13 protein-coding genes are annotated in these 15881 nt (G+C 72.2%); 3 read left to right on the top strand and 10 right to left on the bottom strand.

Going from position 1 to position 15881, the window contains the following annotated elements:
• Nucleotides 1–4: 4 nt before the first annotated feature.
• From BJ971_RS33255 to BJ971_RS33245, 3 genes are all read right to left on the bottom strand, one after another.
• Complete coding sequence (locus BJ971_RS33255; RefSeq protein WP_184997175.1) at nucleotides 5–2782, bottom strand: AfsR/SARP family transcriptional regulator; 2778 nt, start codon at nucleotides 2780–2782, stop codon at nucleotides 5–7.
• Between the two features lie 155 nt (nucleotides 2783–2937).
• The gene (locus tag BJ971_RS33250) at nucleotides 2938–3282 is read right to left on the bottom strand and encodes a PRC-barrel domain-containing protein (RefSeq protein WP_184997173.1); all 345 of its coding nucleotides are present in this window, start codon (nucleotides 3280–3282) and stop codon (nucleotides 2938–2940) included.
• A gap of 40 nt (nucleotides 3283–3322) precedes the next feature.
• Complete coding sequence (locus BJ971_RS33245) at nucleotides 3323–3754, bottom strand: response regulator (RefSeq protein ID WP_239087681.1); 432 nt, start codon at nucleotides 3752–3754, stop codon at nucleotides 3323–3325.
• A 277-nt stretch (nucleotides 3755–4031) separates the two neighbouring features.
• Here BJ971_RS33245 and BJ971_RS33240 point away from each other — a divergent pair, with 277 nt between their 5' ends.
• Nucleotides 4032–6662: a transglycosylase domain-containing protein gene (locus BJ971_RS33240; RefSeq protein WP_239087680.1), complete on the top strand. Its 2631-nt coding sequence runs from the start codon at nucleotides 4032–4034 to the stop codon at nucleotides 6660–6662.
• Here BJ971_RS33240 and BJ971_RS33235 read toward each other — a convergent pair.
• Nucleotides 6611–6961 carry a DUF2750 domain-containing protein gene (locus BJ971_RS33235; protein ID WP_184997169.1) on the bottom strand — a complete coding sequence of 117 codons (351 nt, stop codon included), beginning with the start codon at nucleotides 6959–6961 and terminating at the stop codon, nucleotides 6611–6613. The genes BJ971_RS33240 and BJ971_RS33235 overlap by 52 nt on opposite strands.
• Before the next feature lie 135 nt (nucleotides 6962–7096).
• On the opposite strand from BJ971_RS33235, the gene BJ971_RS33230 reads away from it, so the two are divergent.
• Complete coding sequence (locus BJ971_RS33230) at nucleotides 7097–7582, top strand: GNAT family N-acetyltransferase (RefSeq protein ID WP_184997168.1); 486 nt, start codon at nucleotides 7097–7099, stop codon at nucleotides 7580–7582.
• On the opposite strand, the gene BJ971_RS33225 is transcribed toward BJ971_RS33230, so the two are convergent.
• Complete coding sequence (locus BJ971_RS33225; protein WP_184997167.1) at nucleotides 7577–8971, bottom strand: hypothetical protein; 1395 nt, start codon at nucleotides 8969–8971, stop codon at nucleotides 7577–7579. The genes BJ971_RS33230 and BJ971_RS33225 overlap by 6 nt on opposite strands.
• Before the next feature lie 35 nt (nucleotides 8972–9006).
• On the opposite strand from BJ971_RS33225, the gene BJ971_RS33220 reads away from it, so the two are divergent.
• Nucleotides 9007–9462: a hypothetical protein gene (locus BJ971_RS33220; RefSeq protein WP_184997165.1), complete on the top strand. Its 456-nt coding sequence runs from the start codon at nucleotides 9007–9009 to the stop codon at nucleotides 9460–9462.
• A gap of 67 nt (nucleotides 9463–9529) precedes the next feature.
• Here the strand turns inward: BJ971_RS33220 and BJ971_RS33215 are convergent, their stop codons facing one another.
• The 5 genes from BJ971_RS33215 to BJ971_RS33195 form a co-directional block, all read right to left on the bottom strand.
• Nucleotides 9530–12115 carry a lipopolysaccharide biosynthesis protein gene (locus BJ971_RS33215; protein ID WP_184997163.1) on the bottom strand — a complete coding sequence of 862 codons (2586 nt, stop codon included), beginning with the start codon at nucleotides 12113–12115 and terminating at the stop codon, nucleotides 9530–9532.
• A 231-nt stretch (nucleotides 12116–12346) separates the two neighbouring features.
• Nucleotides 12347–12853: a GrpB family protein gene (locus BJ971_RS33210; protein WP_184997161.1), complete on the bottom strand. Its 507-nt coding sequence runs from the start codon at nucleotides 12851–12853 to the stop codon at nucleotides 12347–12349.
• The gene (locus BJ971_RS33205) at nucleotides 12850–13953 is read right to left on the bottom strand and encodes a magnesium and cobalt transport protein CorA (protein WP_184997159.1); all 1104 of its coding nucleotides are present in this window, start codon (nucleotides 13951–13953) and stop codon (nucleotides 12850–12852) included. Before BJ971_RS33205 ends, BJ971_RS33210 begins: the two co-directional genes overlap by 4 nt.
• Before the next feature lie 184 nt (nucleotides 13954–14137).
• Complete coding sequence (locus BJ971_RS33200) at nucleotides 14138–14875, bottom strand: ABC transporter permease (RefSeq protein WP_184997157.1); 738 nt, start codon at nucleotides 14873–14875, stop codon at nucleotides 14138–14140.
• Nucleotides 14876–14878: 3 nt separating this feature from the next.
• Nucleotides 14879–15850, bottom strand: coding sequence for an ABC transporter ATP-binding protein (locus BJ971_RS33195; protein ID WP_184997155.1), 972 nt, complete (start codon nucleotides 15848–15850; stop codon nucleotides 14879–14881).
• Nucleotides 15851–15881 lie beyond the last annotated feature (31 nt).

Here is a 15881-nt window from a genome sequence, read left to right as displayed (position 1 = left end):
GGTGCTAGGAGCTCTGGGCGACTCGGGCCAGGTCGCTGCGGAGTTTTGCGCGGATCTCCGCGCTGTCCCGGTGATCGATCTCCTCGTAGATGTCCAGCGCCTGGCGCCAGGCGTCGCGAGCCAGGGCCGGGTCGCCGGCGGCCAGGTGGGTGTCGCCGGTGTGGGTCAGGATGATCGCCTCCAGGCGGCGGTCGCCCTGCTCGCGGAACAGCTCCCGGGACCGGCGGTAGCAGGTCAGGGCCTCGGCGTACGCGCCGAGGTGGTGGTGCACGTAGCCGACGCTGTCCCAGGAGTGCGCCGCGCCCGGCCAGTTGCCCAGCTCCTCCTGGATCGCCACCGCGCGCTGGCAGTGGTCCAGCGCCACCTCGTAGTTTCCGAGGATCACGTGGACCCAGCCCATGTTGTTCAGCGCGCTCGCCTCGCCGGCGCGCCAACCGTGTGCCCGGTACACCTCGAGGGCCAGCTGTGCCTGCTCCAGCGCCTCGTCGTAGCGGCCCAGCTCGCGCACGGTAGTGCCCAGGTTGAGGTGGACGATGGCCCGCTCGCCGACCTCGTCGCGGCCGTCGAGCAGCTCAAGGGCCAGCTCCAAGTGGTGTTGCGAGCGGTCGGGGTGGCCCAGCTCACGCTGGGCGCTCCCGAGGCTGTAGTGGATCCGGGCCAGCCGCAGCGGATCGTCGGGGCGCCGCTGCGCGACCGCCAGCGCGATCTCCAGGCAGGCGATCCAGTCCCGGCCGTTCCAGTCCCGGTCGTAGTAGGTACCGAGCGCCCAGGTCAACAGGAAGGTGAGCGTGCCGAGGTCCGCGGCCGCGGCGAGGTCGACCGCGGCGCGCAGCTGCCGCTGCTCCCGGGCGAACCAGTCCAGCGCCGCCGCCATGTCGGCGAGCGGCTCCGGCGTCACGCCGGCGGCCACCGGATCCGGCCGGTCGTAAAGCTTCGTGCGGTTCGGGTAGAGCAGGTGATCGCCGGCCAGCGCCGTGTGCAGATAGAAATCCAGCACGCGGTGGGTCGCCGCCCGGCGGTCGGCTTCCGGGTCGATCCGGTCGGTCAGTTCCCGCGCGTACGCCCTGAGCAGGTCGTGGCAGCCGTACCGCCCGGCCGGCTGCTCGGCCAGCAGGTTGGCCTGGATCAGCAGGGCCAGCAGCGGCCGCACCTCGTCCGTGCGCATGCCGGCCAGGCTCGCGACCGCGTTGATGCCCGCGTCCGGGCCGGGAAGCAGGCCGAGCAGGCGGAACAGGCGCGCTCCGGCCGGGTCGAGGGTGCGGTAGGACCAGGAGAACACCGCCCGTACGTCGGTGGCGGGGTCGGAGTCGGCTAGCGCGTCCAGGCGGGTTCGCGCCTCGGTGAGCTCGGCGGCGACCGTACCCAGGGAGAAGCTCGGGTGGGTCGCGGCGCGGGCCGCCGTGATGGCCAGGGCCAGCGGCAGGCCGGCGCAGGCCGTCAGGATCCGGTCCACGGCGTCGGGGTCGTCCTTGATCCGATGCTCGCCGACCCGGCGGGCGAGCAGCTCGCGGCCCTCGGCGCCGGACATGGTGTCGAGGCGCAGCGGCCGGGCTCCCTCGGTGGCGACCAGGCCCGACAGCGAGGCGCGGCTGGTCACCAGGGCGAGGCAGCCGGCCTCGCCGGGCAGCAGCGGGCGGACCTGCGCGGCGTCGGCCGCGTTGTCGAGCAGGATCAGCATCCGCCGGCCGGTCAGCCGGCTGCGGAAGAGCGCGGCCTGCGCCGGCACGTCGCCGGGGATCCGCTGCGACGGTACGCCGAGCGCCTCCAGGAATCCGCGCAGCACCTCGGCCGGTGCGGCGGGCGGGCCGCCCGGGTCGAATCCCCGCAGGTTGACGTGGAGCTGGCCGTCGGGGAACCGGTCACGGACCTCGTGCGCCCAGTGCACCGCCAACGTGCTCTTGCCGACACCGGCGGTGCCGGAGACCACGGCGACGAGCAGGCCGTCGGCCTCGTCCAGGAACTCGTCGAGGGTGGACAGCTCGGCCTCGCGGCCGGTGAATCCCCGGACGTCGAGCGGCAGCTGTCGCGGCACGTACGCCTCGGCGGCCGGGCGGCGCGGGGCGGCCTGGTGTGCCGTCTCGAGCTCGTGACCCGGCGCGGCGCCGAGTTCGTCGCGCAGCCGTTGCCGGATCCGTCGGTAGCAGGCCAGCGCCTCGGAGGGCCGCCCGTCGGCGCGCAGCGCCCGGATCAGCACCGCCGCCAGCGGCTCGACCAGCGGGTGGGTCTCCAGCAGCGGCCGGACCAGGTCGGCGACGGCGCCGGGCGGCGTGCCCAGCTCGAGCTCGATCGGGGCCAGGGTCAGCGTCGCGGACAACCGCTGTTGCTCGCACTCGTCGCGGACCTGCGCGGCCCACTCGCCCCGCAGGCCGGCCAGCGGCTGGCCGTGCCAGAGCCCGAGCGCCTCGCGAAGCAGGTCGGCGGTCTGCCCGGGGCTCTGCGCGGGGCCGCGGGCGCGGCCGGCGAGGCGCCGGAACCGGAGCAGGTCGACCCGTTCCGGATCGATGCTCAGGGCGTAGCCGCCGTCGCGGAACTCCAGGCGGGCGGCGTCACCCAGCGTCTCCAGGGAGCGGCGCAGCCGCAGCACGTGGGTGTGCAGGGCGTTGCGTACCGTCCGGGGTGGATGTTCGTCCCAGACCCGGTCGATGAGGACCTCGACGGGCACCGTGCGCCCGGCGTCGACGGCGAGCGCCGCGAGCACGGCGCGCTGCTTGGCGGGTCCGAGGTCGAGGCGGCGCCCGTCGGCGAGGAGCTCGACCGGCCCGAGGATGCGCAGATCCCACATGGCGCGGCGGCCCTCCCGTTCCGGTACGGCATTTCAGCCTTCATCAATCCGGATTTCAGAGTAGTCGGGCACGCTCGTCGATGGGCTCGATGCCTACGGGGGTGGGCGGGGCCGTTGGGTTGTCACCGACGGCTCCGCCCAGGGCCGGGTCGCCGTCACCGGGGCTGGATGAGCCACCTCCAGGCCCGGCGGAGGCCTTCCGCGAAGGTGGCGTCGCCGTCCGCCGTCGCCTCCGCCGAGGGTTCCTTCAGTTCGTGGGCCGGCACCGAGATGATCACGCCGCGTTCGAAGATGCCGTCGACCTGGCTCGCGCTCGCGTAGCGGTGGCCGTCCGACGTTTTCAGGACCAGGCCGTGGAAGATGTCCTCCTGCCGGTCCGCCAGGACGTGTGCCACCGTGCCGGCGCTGTCGCCCGCGCGGTCGTAGACCGGCGTGCCGTCGGCGAGGACCACGAACGACTGCGGTGCCCCGAGGTCCTCGGGGGCGTTGTTCTGCGACATGCCCTCCGGATACCCCGCCGGGCGCCGCTATAACCGCAGGTCAGTCGCCCGGCGGGAGCTTGGCGATCTCGCCGTAGAAGCGGTCGATCGTGCGGACCGTCGCCTCGAACTCGTCCAGGCCGAACGGCTTGGTCACGTAGGCGTTCGCGCGCTGCTGGTAGCTCGACGCGATGTCCGGCGCCGCGCCCGACGTGGTCAGGATGACCACCGGGATCGCCTTGAGCCGCTCGTCGGACTTGATCGCGGCCAGGGTCTCGCGCCCGTCCATGCGGGGCATGTTCAGGTCCAGCAGGATCAGGTCCGGGCGCTGGGCGCTCTCGTACGGGTGCGTGCGGCGCAGGTAGTCCAGCGCCTCGCGGCCGTCGGCGACGCGGTTGACCGTTGCGCCGCGCTCCGCGTTCTCCAGCGCCTCGGCGATCATCAGGGCGTCGGCGTCGTCGTCGTCGACGACGAGGATCTCGAGAGTCCGCACCGGTGCACCCCTTTTTGATTGCAGTGGAGCAAGCATAGGGGTAGCCCCGGCCCGACGACCACCTGCCGCCCGGCACGAACTCGTGGCGCGAAGAGACATGTTTCACCCGCCATTCTGGCAACCTCCGCGAAACACCAGGTCACTGCCCGTAGATGAAAGGTGAGGAATCGTGTACGTAAAGTAGTTCCCCCGCGGGGTACACCAATCGATGGTCGGCTCTCGTCACCTCAGCGTGGGAGATCATCAGCGGAAGAGGTGGAGGCCGCGGCGGATCGTCGTGCGGCTCGTCGTGGTCGCGCTGTTCCTTTGCGGTGCCGGCGCCGGGGTGGTGGAGGCGTACATCGAGTCCGTGCCGATGTCCGCCCTGGCGGCCGAGCCACAGGCGTCGACGCTGTACTACCGCGACGGCCGTACCATCCTGGCCCGGATCGGCACCACCGACCACAGTGACGTGCCGCTGTCGGCCGTGCCGCCGGCGGTCCGGTCCGCGGTCCTGGCCGCCGAGGACCGCGACTTCTACGACCACAGCGGCGTCTCGATCCGCGGCGTTCTGCGCGCCGTCGTCGCCGACGTCGGCGGCAGTCGGCAGGGCGCCTCGACGATCACCCAGCAGTACGCCCGCAACGCCTACCTCACCCAGGACGTGTCGGTGGAGCGCAAGGCGAAGGAGTTCGCGCTCGCCATCCGGCTGGAGCGCGAGTACACCAAGGACGAGATCCTCGAGCGCTACCTCAACACCATCTACTACGGCCGCGGCGCGTACGGCATCGCGGCGGCCGCGAACGCCTACTTCGGGATCACGCCGGACCGGCTCACCCCCGCGCAGGGCGCCGTGCTGGCCTCGGTGATCAAGGATCCGTACGGCTTCGATCCGGCGAACGACGCCGCCGCCGCGCGGACCCGCTGGACCTGGATCATCAAGTCGCAGCGCGAGCTGGGCTGGCTCGCCGAGGAGCCGCACTATCCGCCGGTGAACTCCGGGGGCGAGGGAACCCCGGGCCCCAACGGCCTGGTCATCGACCGGGTCGAGCGTGAGCTGGCCGCGCACGGCGTGACGCCGCGGGCGCTGCACACCCTGGGCCTGTCGATCACCACGACCCTGGACCCGGCCGTGCACGGCGCGGCCGTCAACCAGGTCGCGGCCCACCTGGCGGGCCAGCCGAAGGACCTGCGGGCCGCGCTGGTCGCGGTCGACCCCGCGACCGGCGGGGTACGCGCCTACTACGGTGGCGACCAGGGGCGCGGCTACTTCGACGACGCCTCGGCGGCGCACCCGGCGGCCTCGACGTTCAAGCCGATCGTGCTCGCCGCGGCGCTGAGCAAGGGCATCGGCTACCTGTCGCGCTGGGACGGCAGCTCACCGCGCGTCTTCGCCGGCCGGCTCGGCGTGCCGCTGGCGAACCGCGGTGGCCTGCAGTGCCCGAACTGCACGCTCGAGAAGTCCATGGTCGACTCGCTCAACACCCCGTTCTACGCGGTCACCGAGGAGATCGGCGCGGCCACCGTCCGGTCCATGGCGTACGCACTCGGCGTCGCGAGGACGTACGGTGGCGCACCGACGCTGGTGGACGCCAAGGGCGACCCGACGCCGGGCCGGACCCGCTCGGACATCGCGATCGGCCGCTATCCGGTCACCCCCGGCGACCTCGCCTCCGTCTACGCCACCTTCGCCGCCGGCGGCGTCCGGCACGACCGGTACTTCGTGGAGACCGTGACCGCCCCCGACGGCCGGCGCCTCTGGACGTCCGTGCCCGTGGCCAAGCGGGTGCTGGACAGCGAGGTCGCGGCCGACGTCTCCACCGTTCTGGGTGCCGTGGTCAAGGGCGGCGACGTGCTGCCGGGCCGGCCCGCCGCGGGCAAGGCCGGCGCGCAGCAGTGGGGCGACACGAAGGACAACCAGGACGCCTGGATGGTCGGGTACACCCCGGAGCTGGCCACCGCGGTCTGGCTCGGAAAGGCGCGGCCCGGCCCGATCCGCGACTCGGCGGGCGCTGCGATCAAGGGCGAGACCGTGCCCGCGCGGCTGTGGCGCGACTTCACCCGGGACGCGCTCGACGGCACGCCGAGCAAGGCCCTGCCGCGGCCGGCGCACGTGGGCCGGATCGACGTCGGCGACGCCGGGCGTGCCAAGACCGACGGCAAGCCGAAGGACGAGTACCGCAAGCCGGCGCCCGGCGTGCCGGTCGTGAACACCGCCGGGAAGGGCAAGCGACTCGCGCTCACCTTCGACGACGGTCCGTCGCCGTACACGGCGCAGGTGCTCGACCTGCTCGCCGAGCAGCAGGTAAAGGCCACCTTCTGCATGGTCGGGGAGGAGGTCGAGAAGTACCCGGAGCTGGTGCGCCGGATGGTCGCCGAGGGACACCGGCTCTGCAACCACTCCTGGAAGCACGACGACCTCGGCAAGGTCACCGCGGCGGCGGCCCGCGACGACATCGTCCGCACGGACGAGGCCATCGCCGCGGCCGCGCCGGGTGCGACGGTGCCGTACTTCCGCGCGCCGTACGGCTCGTGGGGCCGGTCCGCGAAGGTCGGCAACGAGCTCGGCCACACGCCGCTGGGCTGGGTCGTCGACCCGGACGACTGGCTGCTGCCGGGTGCGGAGGTCATCGCCGACCGCATCGAGAAGCAGCTGACGCCGCGCGCGATCGTGCTGGTGCACGACGGCGGCGGCGAGCGTGAGCAGACGGTCGCGGCGCTGACGAAGCTGATCCCCAAGCTCAAGCACGACGGCTGGCGCTTCGACATGCCGGAGCGGACGGTCCAGTCACGCCCGCTGCCGTCGGCACCGGCACCGGAGTCCTCGTCGGCCGCCGTCTCCCCGTCGCCGTCCACCACGACGTCCCCGAAAGGGGTTCAGTCCAGCTCGGCGAACCACCCGGCGACCCGGGAGGGCGCCACGTCGTAGCCGGTCGCGAGCGCGCCGGCCCAGTTCACGCCGACGAGCAGCCCGTCGCGGCGCAGGCCGGGCAGCCAGCTGTCGAGCCAGTCGCGGACGGGGATCTCCACCACCTCGAAGCCCTGGTACGCCGCGACGGCCTCGACCACCCGCCCGGCCCGCGTCGGCTTGGACCAGAACGGCATGGCCCGGTTCCCGGTCGCGTCCCGGGGCGCGGGGAAGCCGGCGGTGTCCCGGATCGACCAGACCCGGCGTTCCTGGGGCACCTCGCGGCGGAACGCCGCCGAATGGGCCGCGCTGAGCGACATGCCATCCCCCTCTGTAGCCGATACTTCACTTATCGTCCCTTATCAGGGGGTTGAAGATGGTTTGAACCCATAAATCCGACTAGCCGGAGAGGGCTCGGGCGCGCCGGAGATCTATGTCGCCGTATGTTCCCAGCCATGGAAATCAGAGAGGCGGCCCCGGAGGACTGGGCCCGGATCTACCCGTTCTGGTCGCGGATCGTGGAGGCCGGCGAGACGTACGTCTATCCGCTCGGCCTCGGCTCGGACGACGCGCGGGCGCTGTGGATGGAGTCGCCGCCGGGGCTGACCGTCGTGGCCGTCGAGGGCGACGACATCCTCGGCTCGGCGAAGATGGGCCCGAACCGGCCGGGGCGTGGCGCGCACGTGGCCACCGGCAGTTTCATGGTCAACCCCGAGCGGCACGGTCGCGGTGTCGGCCGGGCGCTGGGCGAGTACGTCATCGAGTGGGCGCGTCGCGAGGGCTACCACAGCATTCAGTTCAACGCGGTCGTGGAGAGCAACGCACCCGCCGTGCACCTCTGGCGGGCGCTCGGCTTCACGATCGTCGGCACCGTACCGGAGGCATTTGATCATCGGACGAACGGACTAGTGGGTCTCCATATAATGGTCAAAAAGCTATGAAACACCCAAAACGCCACCTAAACGGCGTCTCCGGATAAAAACGTCCCATAGCCTCCTTGTCATGCCGGCCGTCAGGCCTGGTAGCTGACTAGCTTCGGAGGATTTGGGATGAGCAAGGGTCGTCGAATCGGAGCCCTCGCGGCCGCCGCCGCTTCCACCATCGGCATGGCGTCGCTGGTGGCGCCGACCGCCGCGGAAGCGGCGCCGCGTGGCCCGGTGCCCGTCTCCAACGGGATCCGGACCGTCCGGGCCTTCTCGCCCACCTGGGTCGGCATCCGCTGGGCCACCGACCGCCGCATCTGCGACGTCGCGGTCCGGGTCTTCAGCCCCGGCGTGTACGTGGGCTACCCGGGTGGGCGCCGGTTCACGTCCTTCACGCGGAGCGACTCGCTGTTCCCGGGACGCAGTGACGTCACGACGTTCCTGGTGAACCCGCAGTTCCGTCGCTCCGGCATCGCGCGGCTGACCGCCGTCATCGAGTACGACAACTGCGGGCGGCGCGACCGCACGATGCGCAGGTCGTTCAACCTGGCCATGCCGGTCGTCGTGTTCGCCGGCGGAGGCCACCCGGGCGGCGGGGGCCACCCCGGCGGCGGCGGCTTCCCGGGCGGCGGGGGCCACCCGGGCGGCGGCGGCTTCCCGGGCGGCGGGGGTCACCCGGGCGGGGGCCAGCAGGGTGGCGGTCACCCGGGCGGGGGCCAGCAGGGTGGCGGTCACCCGGGCGGGGGCCAGCAGGGCGGGGGCCAGCAGGGTGGCGGTCAGCAGGGCGGGGGCCAGCAGGGCGGGGGTCAGCAGGGTGGCGGTCAGCAGGGTGGCGGTCAGCAGGGTGGCGGTCAGCAGGGCGGGGGTCAGCAGGGTGGCGGTCAGCAGGGCGGGGGTCAGCAGGGCGGGGGCCAGCAGGGCGGGGGTCAGCAGGGTGGCGGTCAGCAGGGCGGGGGTCAGCAGGGTGGCGGTCAGCAGGGCGGGGGCCAGCAGGGTGGCGGTCAGCAGGGCGGGGGCCAGCAGGGTGGCGGTCAGCAGGGCGGGGGCCAGCAGGGTGGCGGTCAGCAGGGCGGGGGCCAGCAGGGTGGCGGTCAGCAGGGCGGGGGCCAGCAGGGTGGCGGTCAGCAGGGCGGGGGCCAGCAGGGTGGCGGTCAGCAGGGCGGGGGCCAGCAGGGTGGCGGTCAGCAGGGCGGGGGCCAGCAGGGTGGCGGTCAGCAGGGTGGCGGTCAGCAGGGTGGCGGTCAGCAGGGTGGCGGTCAGCAGGGTGGCGGTCAGCGTGGGTAATTGCTGAAGCCCTTGCAGTACCGATAGACGAACGCGCGGTCGGCCAACTGGCCGGCCACGCGTTTTGTCATGCTCTTGCCTTTTCCGAAAGCAATCTCTATGCGCCCAAGATCGCAATATCATGCGGAATATTGCTGTTCAAGGCGTTTGGAGGGTTTATGAACGGAATCCGGCGAATCGGCGTGCTGGCGGCCGCGGTGTTGGCGGCGACAGCCCTGACAGCGACCCCGGCGGCCGCGGGGCACCACGGTCCGAACCCGGTGGTCCCCTGGCTCGAGGTCGTCATGGCGCACCAGCCGACCTGGATCAAAGTCTGGTGGGACACCGGCACGAGGATCTGTGACGCCAAGGTGACCGTCCGGGCCGAACACGTCGGCGTCACCTACCCGGAGAACACCGGCTCGTACACCTCGTTCCGGCGCGACTCCGACCTCAAGCCGGACCGGCCCGACTACACGGCGTTCAAGGTGGACGCGGACTACAACCGGAACACGATGGTGCCCCTCGAGGCGACACTGAGCTACAACACCTGCGGCAGCGCCGCGGTCGAGAAGGCCAGGACCTACTGGTTCCTGCTCCCCGTGCTGCGCGACCCCGACCACCACGAACGCTGAGATCCTTACGCGCGGCCGGCGGGGGCGGCCGACCGCGCGTAAGGACCGGTCTGGGTGACCCCTCGAATCAGCGGGTCGCCATGATCAGCGCGGCCGGGTCGGTGCAGACCAGCCGCAGCGCCCGGGCCACCACGGCCGGGTCGTAGGTGGAGGCGTGGAACGTCGCCTCCAGGTGCAGCACCCCGCCCATCTCGGACGTGGTGAGCGTGATGCCCTCTGGCCCGTTGAGCGTCGGCACGCTCTGGTTCACCCGGCCGGCGACGTCGCCCGCCCAGGGCAGGTCCGCCAGCACGTCGTGCCGCCCCTGGTTGCTGAACGTCAGCCGGGGCCGCGGCTCGATCGGCGCCTCGGCCGGGTACGGATCCGGCAGGCCCGGCGCCCCGGTCACCGCGATCTTGCCCTCGCGCAGCAGCATCATGGTCAGGATCCGGCCGGTGGCCAGCTCCGCCTTGAGCGTGGTGTGAATCGCCTGCGGGTCGGTCAGGCTCGGCGGGCTCAGGTACGGGCCCATGCAGAAGTTGCTGTCGATGCTGACGCCCTTGTCCACGTACCGGCGGGCGTCGGCAAGGAACGTGCCACCGGACTCGTCCGGGTTCAGCCCCAGCTCCCGCAGCGCCGCGGTGAAGGCCGCGAACGTGATCGCCGACGTGGTGACACCCGGCGAGTACTCGTCGCGCCACGCCCGCATCTTGCCCAGCACGTCGGCGGAGCGGGCGGTCTCGACGGTCAGGCTCGCGGTCCAGGGCCGGGTCGCGGACGACTCCTGGTGCGGCGGCCGGGCGAAGCTCAGCCCCTCCCGCCAGCGGCCCGGCTTGGTGCCGAACTGCTTCCACCAGGCCTTGGGCAGCGCCAGGCGGTGCCGCGTGGACGGGGCGATCGTCGCCGCCCGCTCCTCGCCGGCCGCGCGGACGAGCTCCCGCAGCAGCGTGTTGACCGGACCGGCGTCGCCGTACGCGTGCGCCACCTTCATCGCGACGTAGCCGCCGCCGGCCAGGATCCGTACGGGGTGGTGTGCCCGCTGCTCCGCCTGTAGCTCCCGGGTCATCGCGTCGAAGTCGACCGGCCCGTCGCCGAGGTCGGTGACGGCCTCGCGGACGTAGGCGGCGAACGCCGCCGCGTCCATGTGCTCCCACCGTGCCCCGGAGCGGTCGAGCCGCGACACGGCCCGGTGGGTCGGGTCGGCGGCGTGCAGCCCGATCAGCGCGTTCCGCAGCCGCTCGGCGGTGACGCCGGTCAGCGGGCCGACGGTCCGGATGTACTCCAGTGGAAGCCAGGCGCGCTCGCGCAGGGTCAGGCTGGTGGTGGCCATGATGTTCTCCTCCAGAGGTGTGCGGGCGAAGACGACCCGGAGCACGGTCGGCGCGACAAGCACGGTCTCGGCGGCCATCACGAGCGCCACCCAGGTGACGAGTTCGGTGAGGCTGCCGCGGCTGCCGCCGTACCAGGCGGCGGCGAGTTCGGCGGCGCCGGCGAAGACCGAGAAGATGCCGGCGCCGCGGACCCGGCCCTGCACCCGCGAGATCGCCAGGAAGAAGTGGTGGAAGACGAACGGCAGGTAGGTCAGCGCCAGGATGGTCAGCGCGGTGCCGGCGCTCTCCGCGTAGCCCGCGCCGAAGAGACCCATGATCGGCTTCGCGGCGAAGACCACCACGAGCGAGGCCGGCAGGCCGACGCCGAGGCAGATGAGCAGGCCCATCCGGACCTTGGAGCGCAGCGCGGCCTTGTCGCCGCTGGCCACCGCGAAGAGCGTGAGCGCGACGTTGCCCGGGACCATGGCGAGGAACGACAGCACCATGAAGGCGGTGTAGAAGGACGCGTTCGCCTCGGCCGACAGCACCGCGGTGACGACCAGCGGCAGCGCCGCGCGCGGCAGGTAGGTGGCCAGGTTCAGCAGGTTGTGGTCGAACGTCGACCGGCCCCGGCCGCGCAGCAGCGACGCTCGTGGGCGTACCGAATCGATCGCGCCCTTGCGCCGCAGGGCGCGAGCGAGGATCGCGACCGACGCGACCATGCCGGCGATCCAGGTGAGCAGCAGCTCGCCGCCGGTGAGGGTGAGCGGCAGCACGGCGAGGGCGCCGAGCAGGACCAGCTTGATCACCGAGAACCAGGCGTTGCGCATCAGCTGCATCGGACCCTGGAGCAGGCCGACCAGGGCCTCGTCCAGGACCAGCGTCATCGCGTTCAGCGCGATGCCGAAGACCAGCAGCACGGTGGCGGCCGTGCCGCCGAGCGCGTGCTGGAGGCCGGGGATGGCCAGGTGCGCGAGCGCCACGTAGACGAGGCCGCCCGCCGTGGCGGCGCCGCCGGCGACCAGCAGGCAGGTGGAGATCAGCTCCCATTTGCGGCCGCGCAGCGCCGGCAGGTCGGAGATCAGCATGGTGCCCATGCCGAACATCCCGATCGTGCCGATCAGCGTCATCGCCGAGACGGCCGCGGAGGCCTGACCGACGGCCTCGGCGGGCGCGCTCCGGGCGGCGAGCCACCAGTACGCGAAGCCGAACAGCGAGGTGATCGCGGTCGTCGCCATCAGCGAACCGGCGTTCAGGAACAGATCCAGATGCCCTCGCAGGGCGGCCACGAGGCCGGCGCGGCCGGGCCTCTCGGCACCGGCGTCCAGGCTCCGCGGTTCGGCCTCGGTAACCGTGCTCTCCACCCAGCAGCCCCCAGTGCAGTGATCGAAACCAAACGGTAGTTACCTTGCGTGTTCGGCTGCCACGGCAGAGCGGTGCACACTCGGGACCTGTCCGGAGTGGAGATCATGCGGACCGGTTGACGGGTCCGTGACCGTTCGGTGGAGTTCTGTGACTAGTGGGACCTCAGGCGTTATGCCTGGTCACGGCCGCAACGTCCGATGCTGGGTACGGGTGCGGGCACGCAGCGTGACCTACTGCTCCCAGACCGGCACCGAGGGTAGGCCCCGGGCCGCGCGGGCGGCGTCGGTCAGCTCCTGGATCAGTTCGGTCTTACCCTGCGTATACGCGTCGCCGGGACCGTAGCGGTCCATCAGCTCGCGCTTGAGGGCCGCGTAGCGCTCGCGGTCCGCGGGATGCGCGAGCAGGTGGTCGCGCAGCAGCCGCTCGTTGCGGGTCGGCCAGCTCTCGGCGGTCACCACGTGCAGGTGGTAGCCCGTGCTGTCGTAGTCCTCGCGCCGGTAGAAGAGGCGCGCCGGCATGTCGGAGCGCACCGCCTGGTAGCCGTACGTCGCCAGGGTCTGGTTGTTCACGTCGTCGAGGTGATCGACGCTGGCCATCAGGTCGATGATGGGCTTCGCCGGCAGGCCGGGCACCGCGGTGCTGCCGACGTGCTCGATCTCGAGGAACAGGGGCGCCAGCACCACGCAGGCCCGTCGGCCGAGGGCGGCCCAGCGTTCCTCGGGCTCCGCGATCGTCACAGCCAACCCGCCTTCTTCAGCCTGCGGTGCAGCAGCACGGCGGCGGTGGCCATCAGCAGCAGCGCGCCGAGGTAGCCGTACCGCCATTGCAGCTCCGGCATGTATTCGAAGTTCATGCCGTAGACCCCGGCGATGGCGGTCTGCACGGCCGCGATCGCCGCCCATGAAGCGATCTTGCGCATGTCATTGTTCTGGTCGACCGAGACCTGCGCCAGCCGCGCCTGGAGGATCGAGTTGAGCAGGTCGTCGAAGCCGGCGACCCGGTCGACGGCCCGGGCGAGCCGCCCGCGCAGGTCGATCAGGTACGGCTGGAGCTCCGCCGGCACGACGCCGCGGTCGAGCAGCCGTTGCAACGGCTCTTGCAGGGGTATCACGGCACGCTTGAACTCGACCATCTCCCGCTTGAGCTGGTAGATGTGCGCGATGTCCGGCGGCTTGCTCGCGGAGAAGGCGACCTCTTCGAGGGCCTCCAGGTCGTGCTCGACGTGCCCGGCGACGTCGAGGTAGAGGTCGACCATGCGGCTGCACACCGCGTACGCGACCGCCCACGGGCCCTGTGCGAGCAGGGCGGGCCGCTGCTCGAGCTCCTCGCGTACCGGCTTGAGCGCCCCGGCGGCGCCGTGCCGGACGGTGATCACGAACCGCGGCCCGATCAGCACGGTGACGTCGCCGGTGTCGACCACCTCGGAGGTGGCGGTGAGCTCCTGGTGCTCGACGTAGCGCGCGGTCCGCAGCACCAGCCGGGTGACGTCGCCGAGCGTCTCGGCGGCCGGCCGGTGCCCGGCGGCGGCGGCCTGCTCGGCGGTGAGTTCGTGCAGCCCGAAGACCCGGGCGATGTCGGCCATGGTGGCCTCGTCGGGCTCGTGCAGGCCGAGCCACACGAAGGCGTCGCGCTGGCGGTGTGCCCGCCGGGCGGCGTCGGCGTAGTGCACCGGCCCGGGCCGCCTGGTCCCGTCGTGATAGACGGCGCAGTCGACGACGGCATCGGGATTTTCGCGCCGCGCCTGCGGGATCGCGCGCCGGGGCCGGTTCAGGCCCTCTATCAGCCGGCCGAACGTACGCGGGATCAGCGGCACCTCGCGCCGCCCTCGCCCGAACATCGCCCGTGGTCCCCCGTCGCTCGCAGCACATGCGGGAACGACGGTAACCGTTCCGCGCCGCCCCGCGCCGCACAGTCCGGCGCCGCGGCGCCCGGAGGAGGATCCGCGGGGCGCGAATCCCGTCCAGTTTCCATGATCTGCACGCGGTGGCAAGTGGGCCGGTCCGGTACTCCGCCCGGTGCGATCAGTCGGAGCGCTTCATCGCCCGGACACCGACGAGCAGGCCAACCGCGCCGACGCCGGTCGCGGCGACCGCGCCGGTCACCGTCGTCGTCGCCCAGACGTCGCCGCCGAAGAGTGCGCGCTCCGCGTCGACCACATAGGTGAGCGGGTTCCACTTCGACAGGGTCTGCAACCAGCCCGGTCCGGCCGAGACCGGCAGTAGCATGCCGGCGAGCAGCAGCAGGGGGAAGAGCAGCGTCTGCTGCACGGTCCAGAAGAGCCACTCCTGGTTCTTCGCGGCCAGCGCCAGCGTGTACGACAGGGCGCCGAGCCCCAGGCAGAAGACGCACAGGATGGCGAGGCCGAGCAGCGCGCCGCCGAGGTGCAGCTCGAAGCCGAACGGCAGGCAGATCGCCACGATCACCGCCGCCTGGGCGATCACCGGCACGATCTCCTTGAGCGCGCGCCCGATCAGCAGCGCGGGGCGGCGCAGGGGCGTGACGAGCATCCGCTCGTGCGAGCCGGTCTGTATCTCGAAGAGCAGGTTCGAGCCGGTCATCGACGTGCCGAACAGGCAGGACATCACCACGATGCCGGGCACGAACCACTGGAGCGCCAGGTCGTCGGGCAGCAGCGGCGCGAACAGGCCGAGGAAGACCAGCGGCTGGACCATGGAGAAGACGATGCCGAACGGGTTGCGCAGCATCGGGCGCAGTTCGCGGCTGAAGACGACGCCGGTGTCGGTGACGAGGTTGGACATGGCTCAGGCCTCCACGAGTGCGTTGTCGCGTTCGGTGGTCTCGGCGGCCGCGCCGCCCTCGCGCAGGCTGCGGCCGGTCAGGGTGAGGAACACGTCGTCGAGGGTCGGGCGCCTGACCTCCACCTCGGCCGCCGGTACGCCCGCGGCCCGCAGGTCCTCGAGCAGGTCGGGCACGAGCCGGGGCGCGTTCGGTACGGAGATCGTGAGCCGGGTGCCGTGGCGCCGCAGGGGATGCGCGATGCTCGCCGCGGCCGCCGCCGCGTCGACCTCGTGGTCGAAGCCCAGGATGATCCGGTCGCCGACGTGCTCGGTCTTGAGCCGCGCGGGGGTGTCGTCGGCGATGATCCGGCCGTGGTCGATCACGATGACCCGCTCGGCCATCGAGTCGGCCTCGTCGAGGTAGTGCGTGGTCAGCACGATCGTGGTCTCGTGCCGTTCGCGCAGCCGCAGGATGTGTTCTTGCAGGTTGGCGCGGTTCTGCGGGTCGAGCCCGGTGGACGGCTCGTCGAGGAAGAGCAGCTCCGGCGCGTGGATCAGGCCCATGGCGATGTCGAGCCGGCGGCGCTGGCCGCCGGAGAGCGTGGACACCGTCCGGTCGGCGACCTCGCCGAGGCCGAGCGAGTCGATCAGCTCGGCGGCCCGCCGCCGCGCCGCGACGACCTTCATCCCGTACGCGCGGCCCTGGCTGATCAGCTCGTCGCGGCCGCGCTGGCTGTGCCCGGCGCCGTTGCCCTGTCCGATGTAGCCGATCCGCTGCCGCACCTCGCGCTGCCGGCGGACCACGTCGAAGCCCGCGACCCGCGCGGTGCCGGAGGTCGGCGCGATGAGCGTGGTGAGCATGCGCAGGGTGGTCGACTTCCCGGCGCCGTTCGGGCCGAGCAGCGCGACCAGTTCACCGGGGGCGACGGTGAGGTCGATGCCCTGCACGGCGCGTACGTCCTTGAAGTGCCTGGTGAGCTCGTGCGTCTCAATCATGGGTCCCACGCTAGGGTTCAAAGCGGCCAGT

This window comes from Amorphoplanes digitatis (genome assembly GCF_014205335.1).
In the GTDB taxonomy this organism is placed as follows: domain Bacteria; phylum Actinomycetota; class Actinomycetes; order Mycobacteriales; family Micromonosporaceae; genus Actinoplanes; species Actinoplanes digitatus.
The sequence above is the reverse complement of the archived record's forward strand: the minus strand, read 5'-3'. Positions and strand labels throughout refer to the sequence as shown.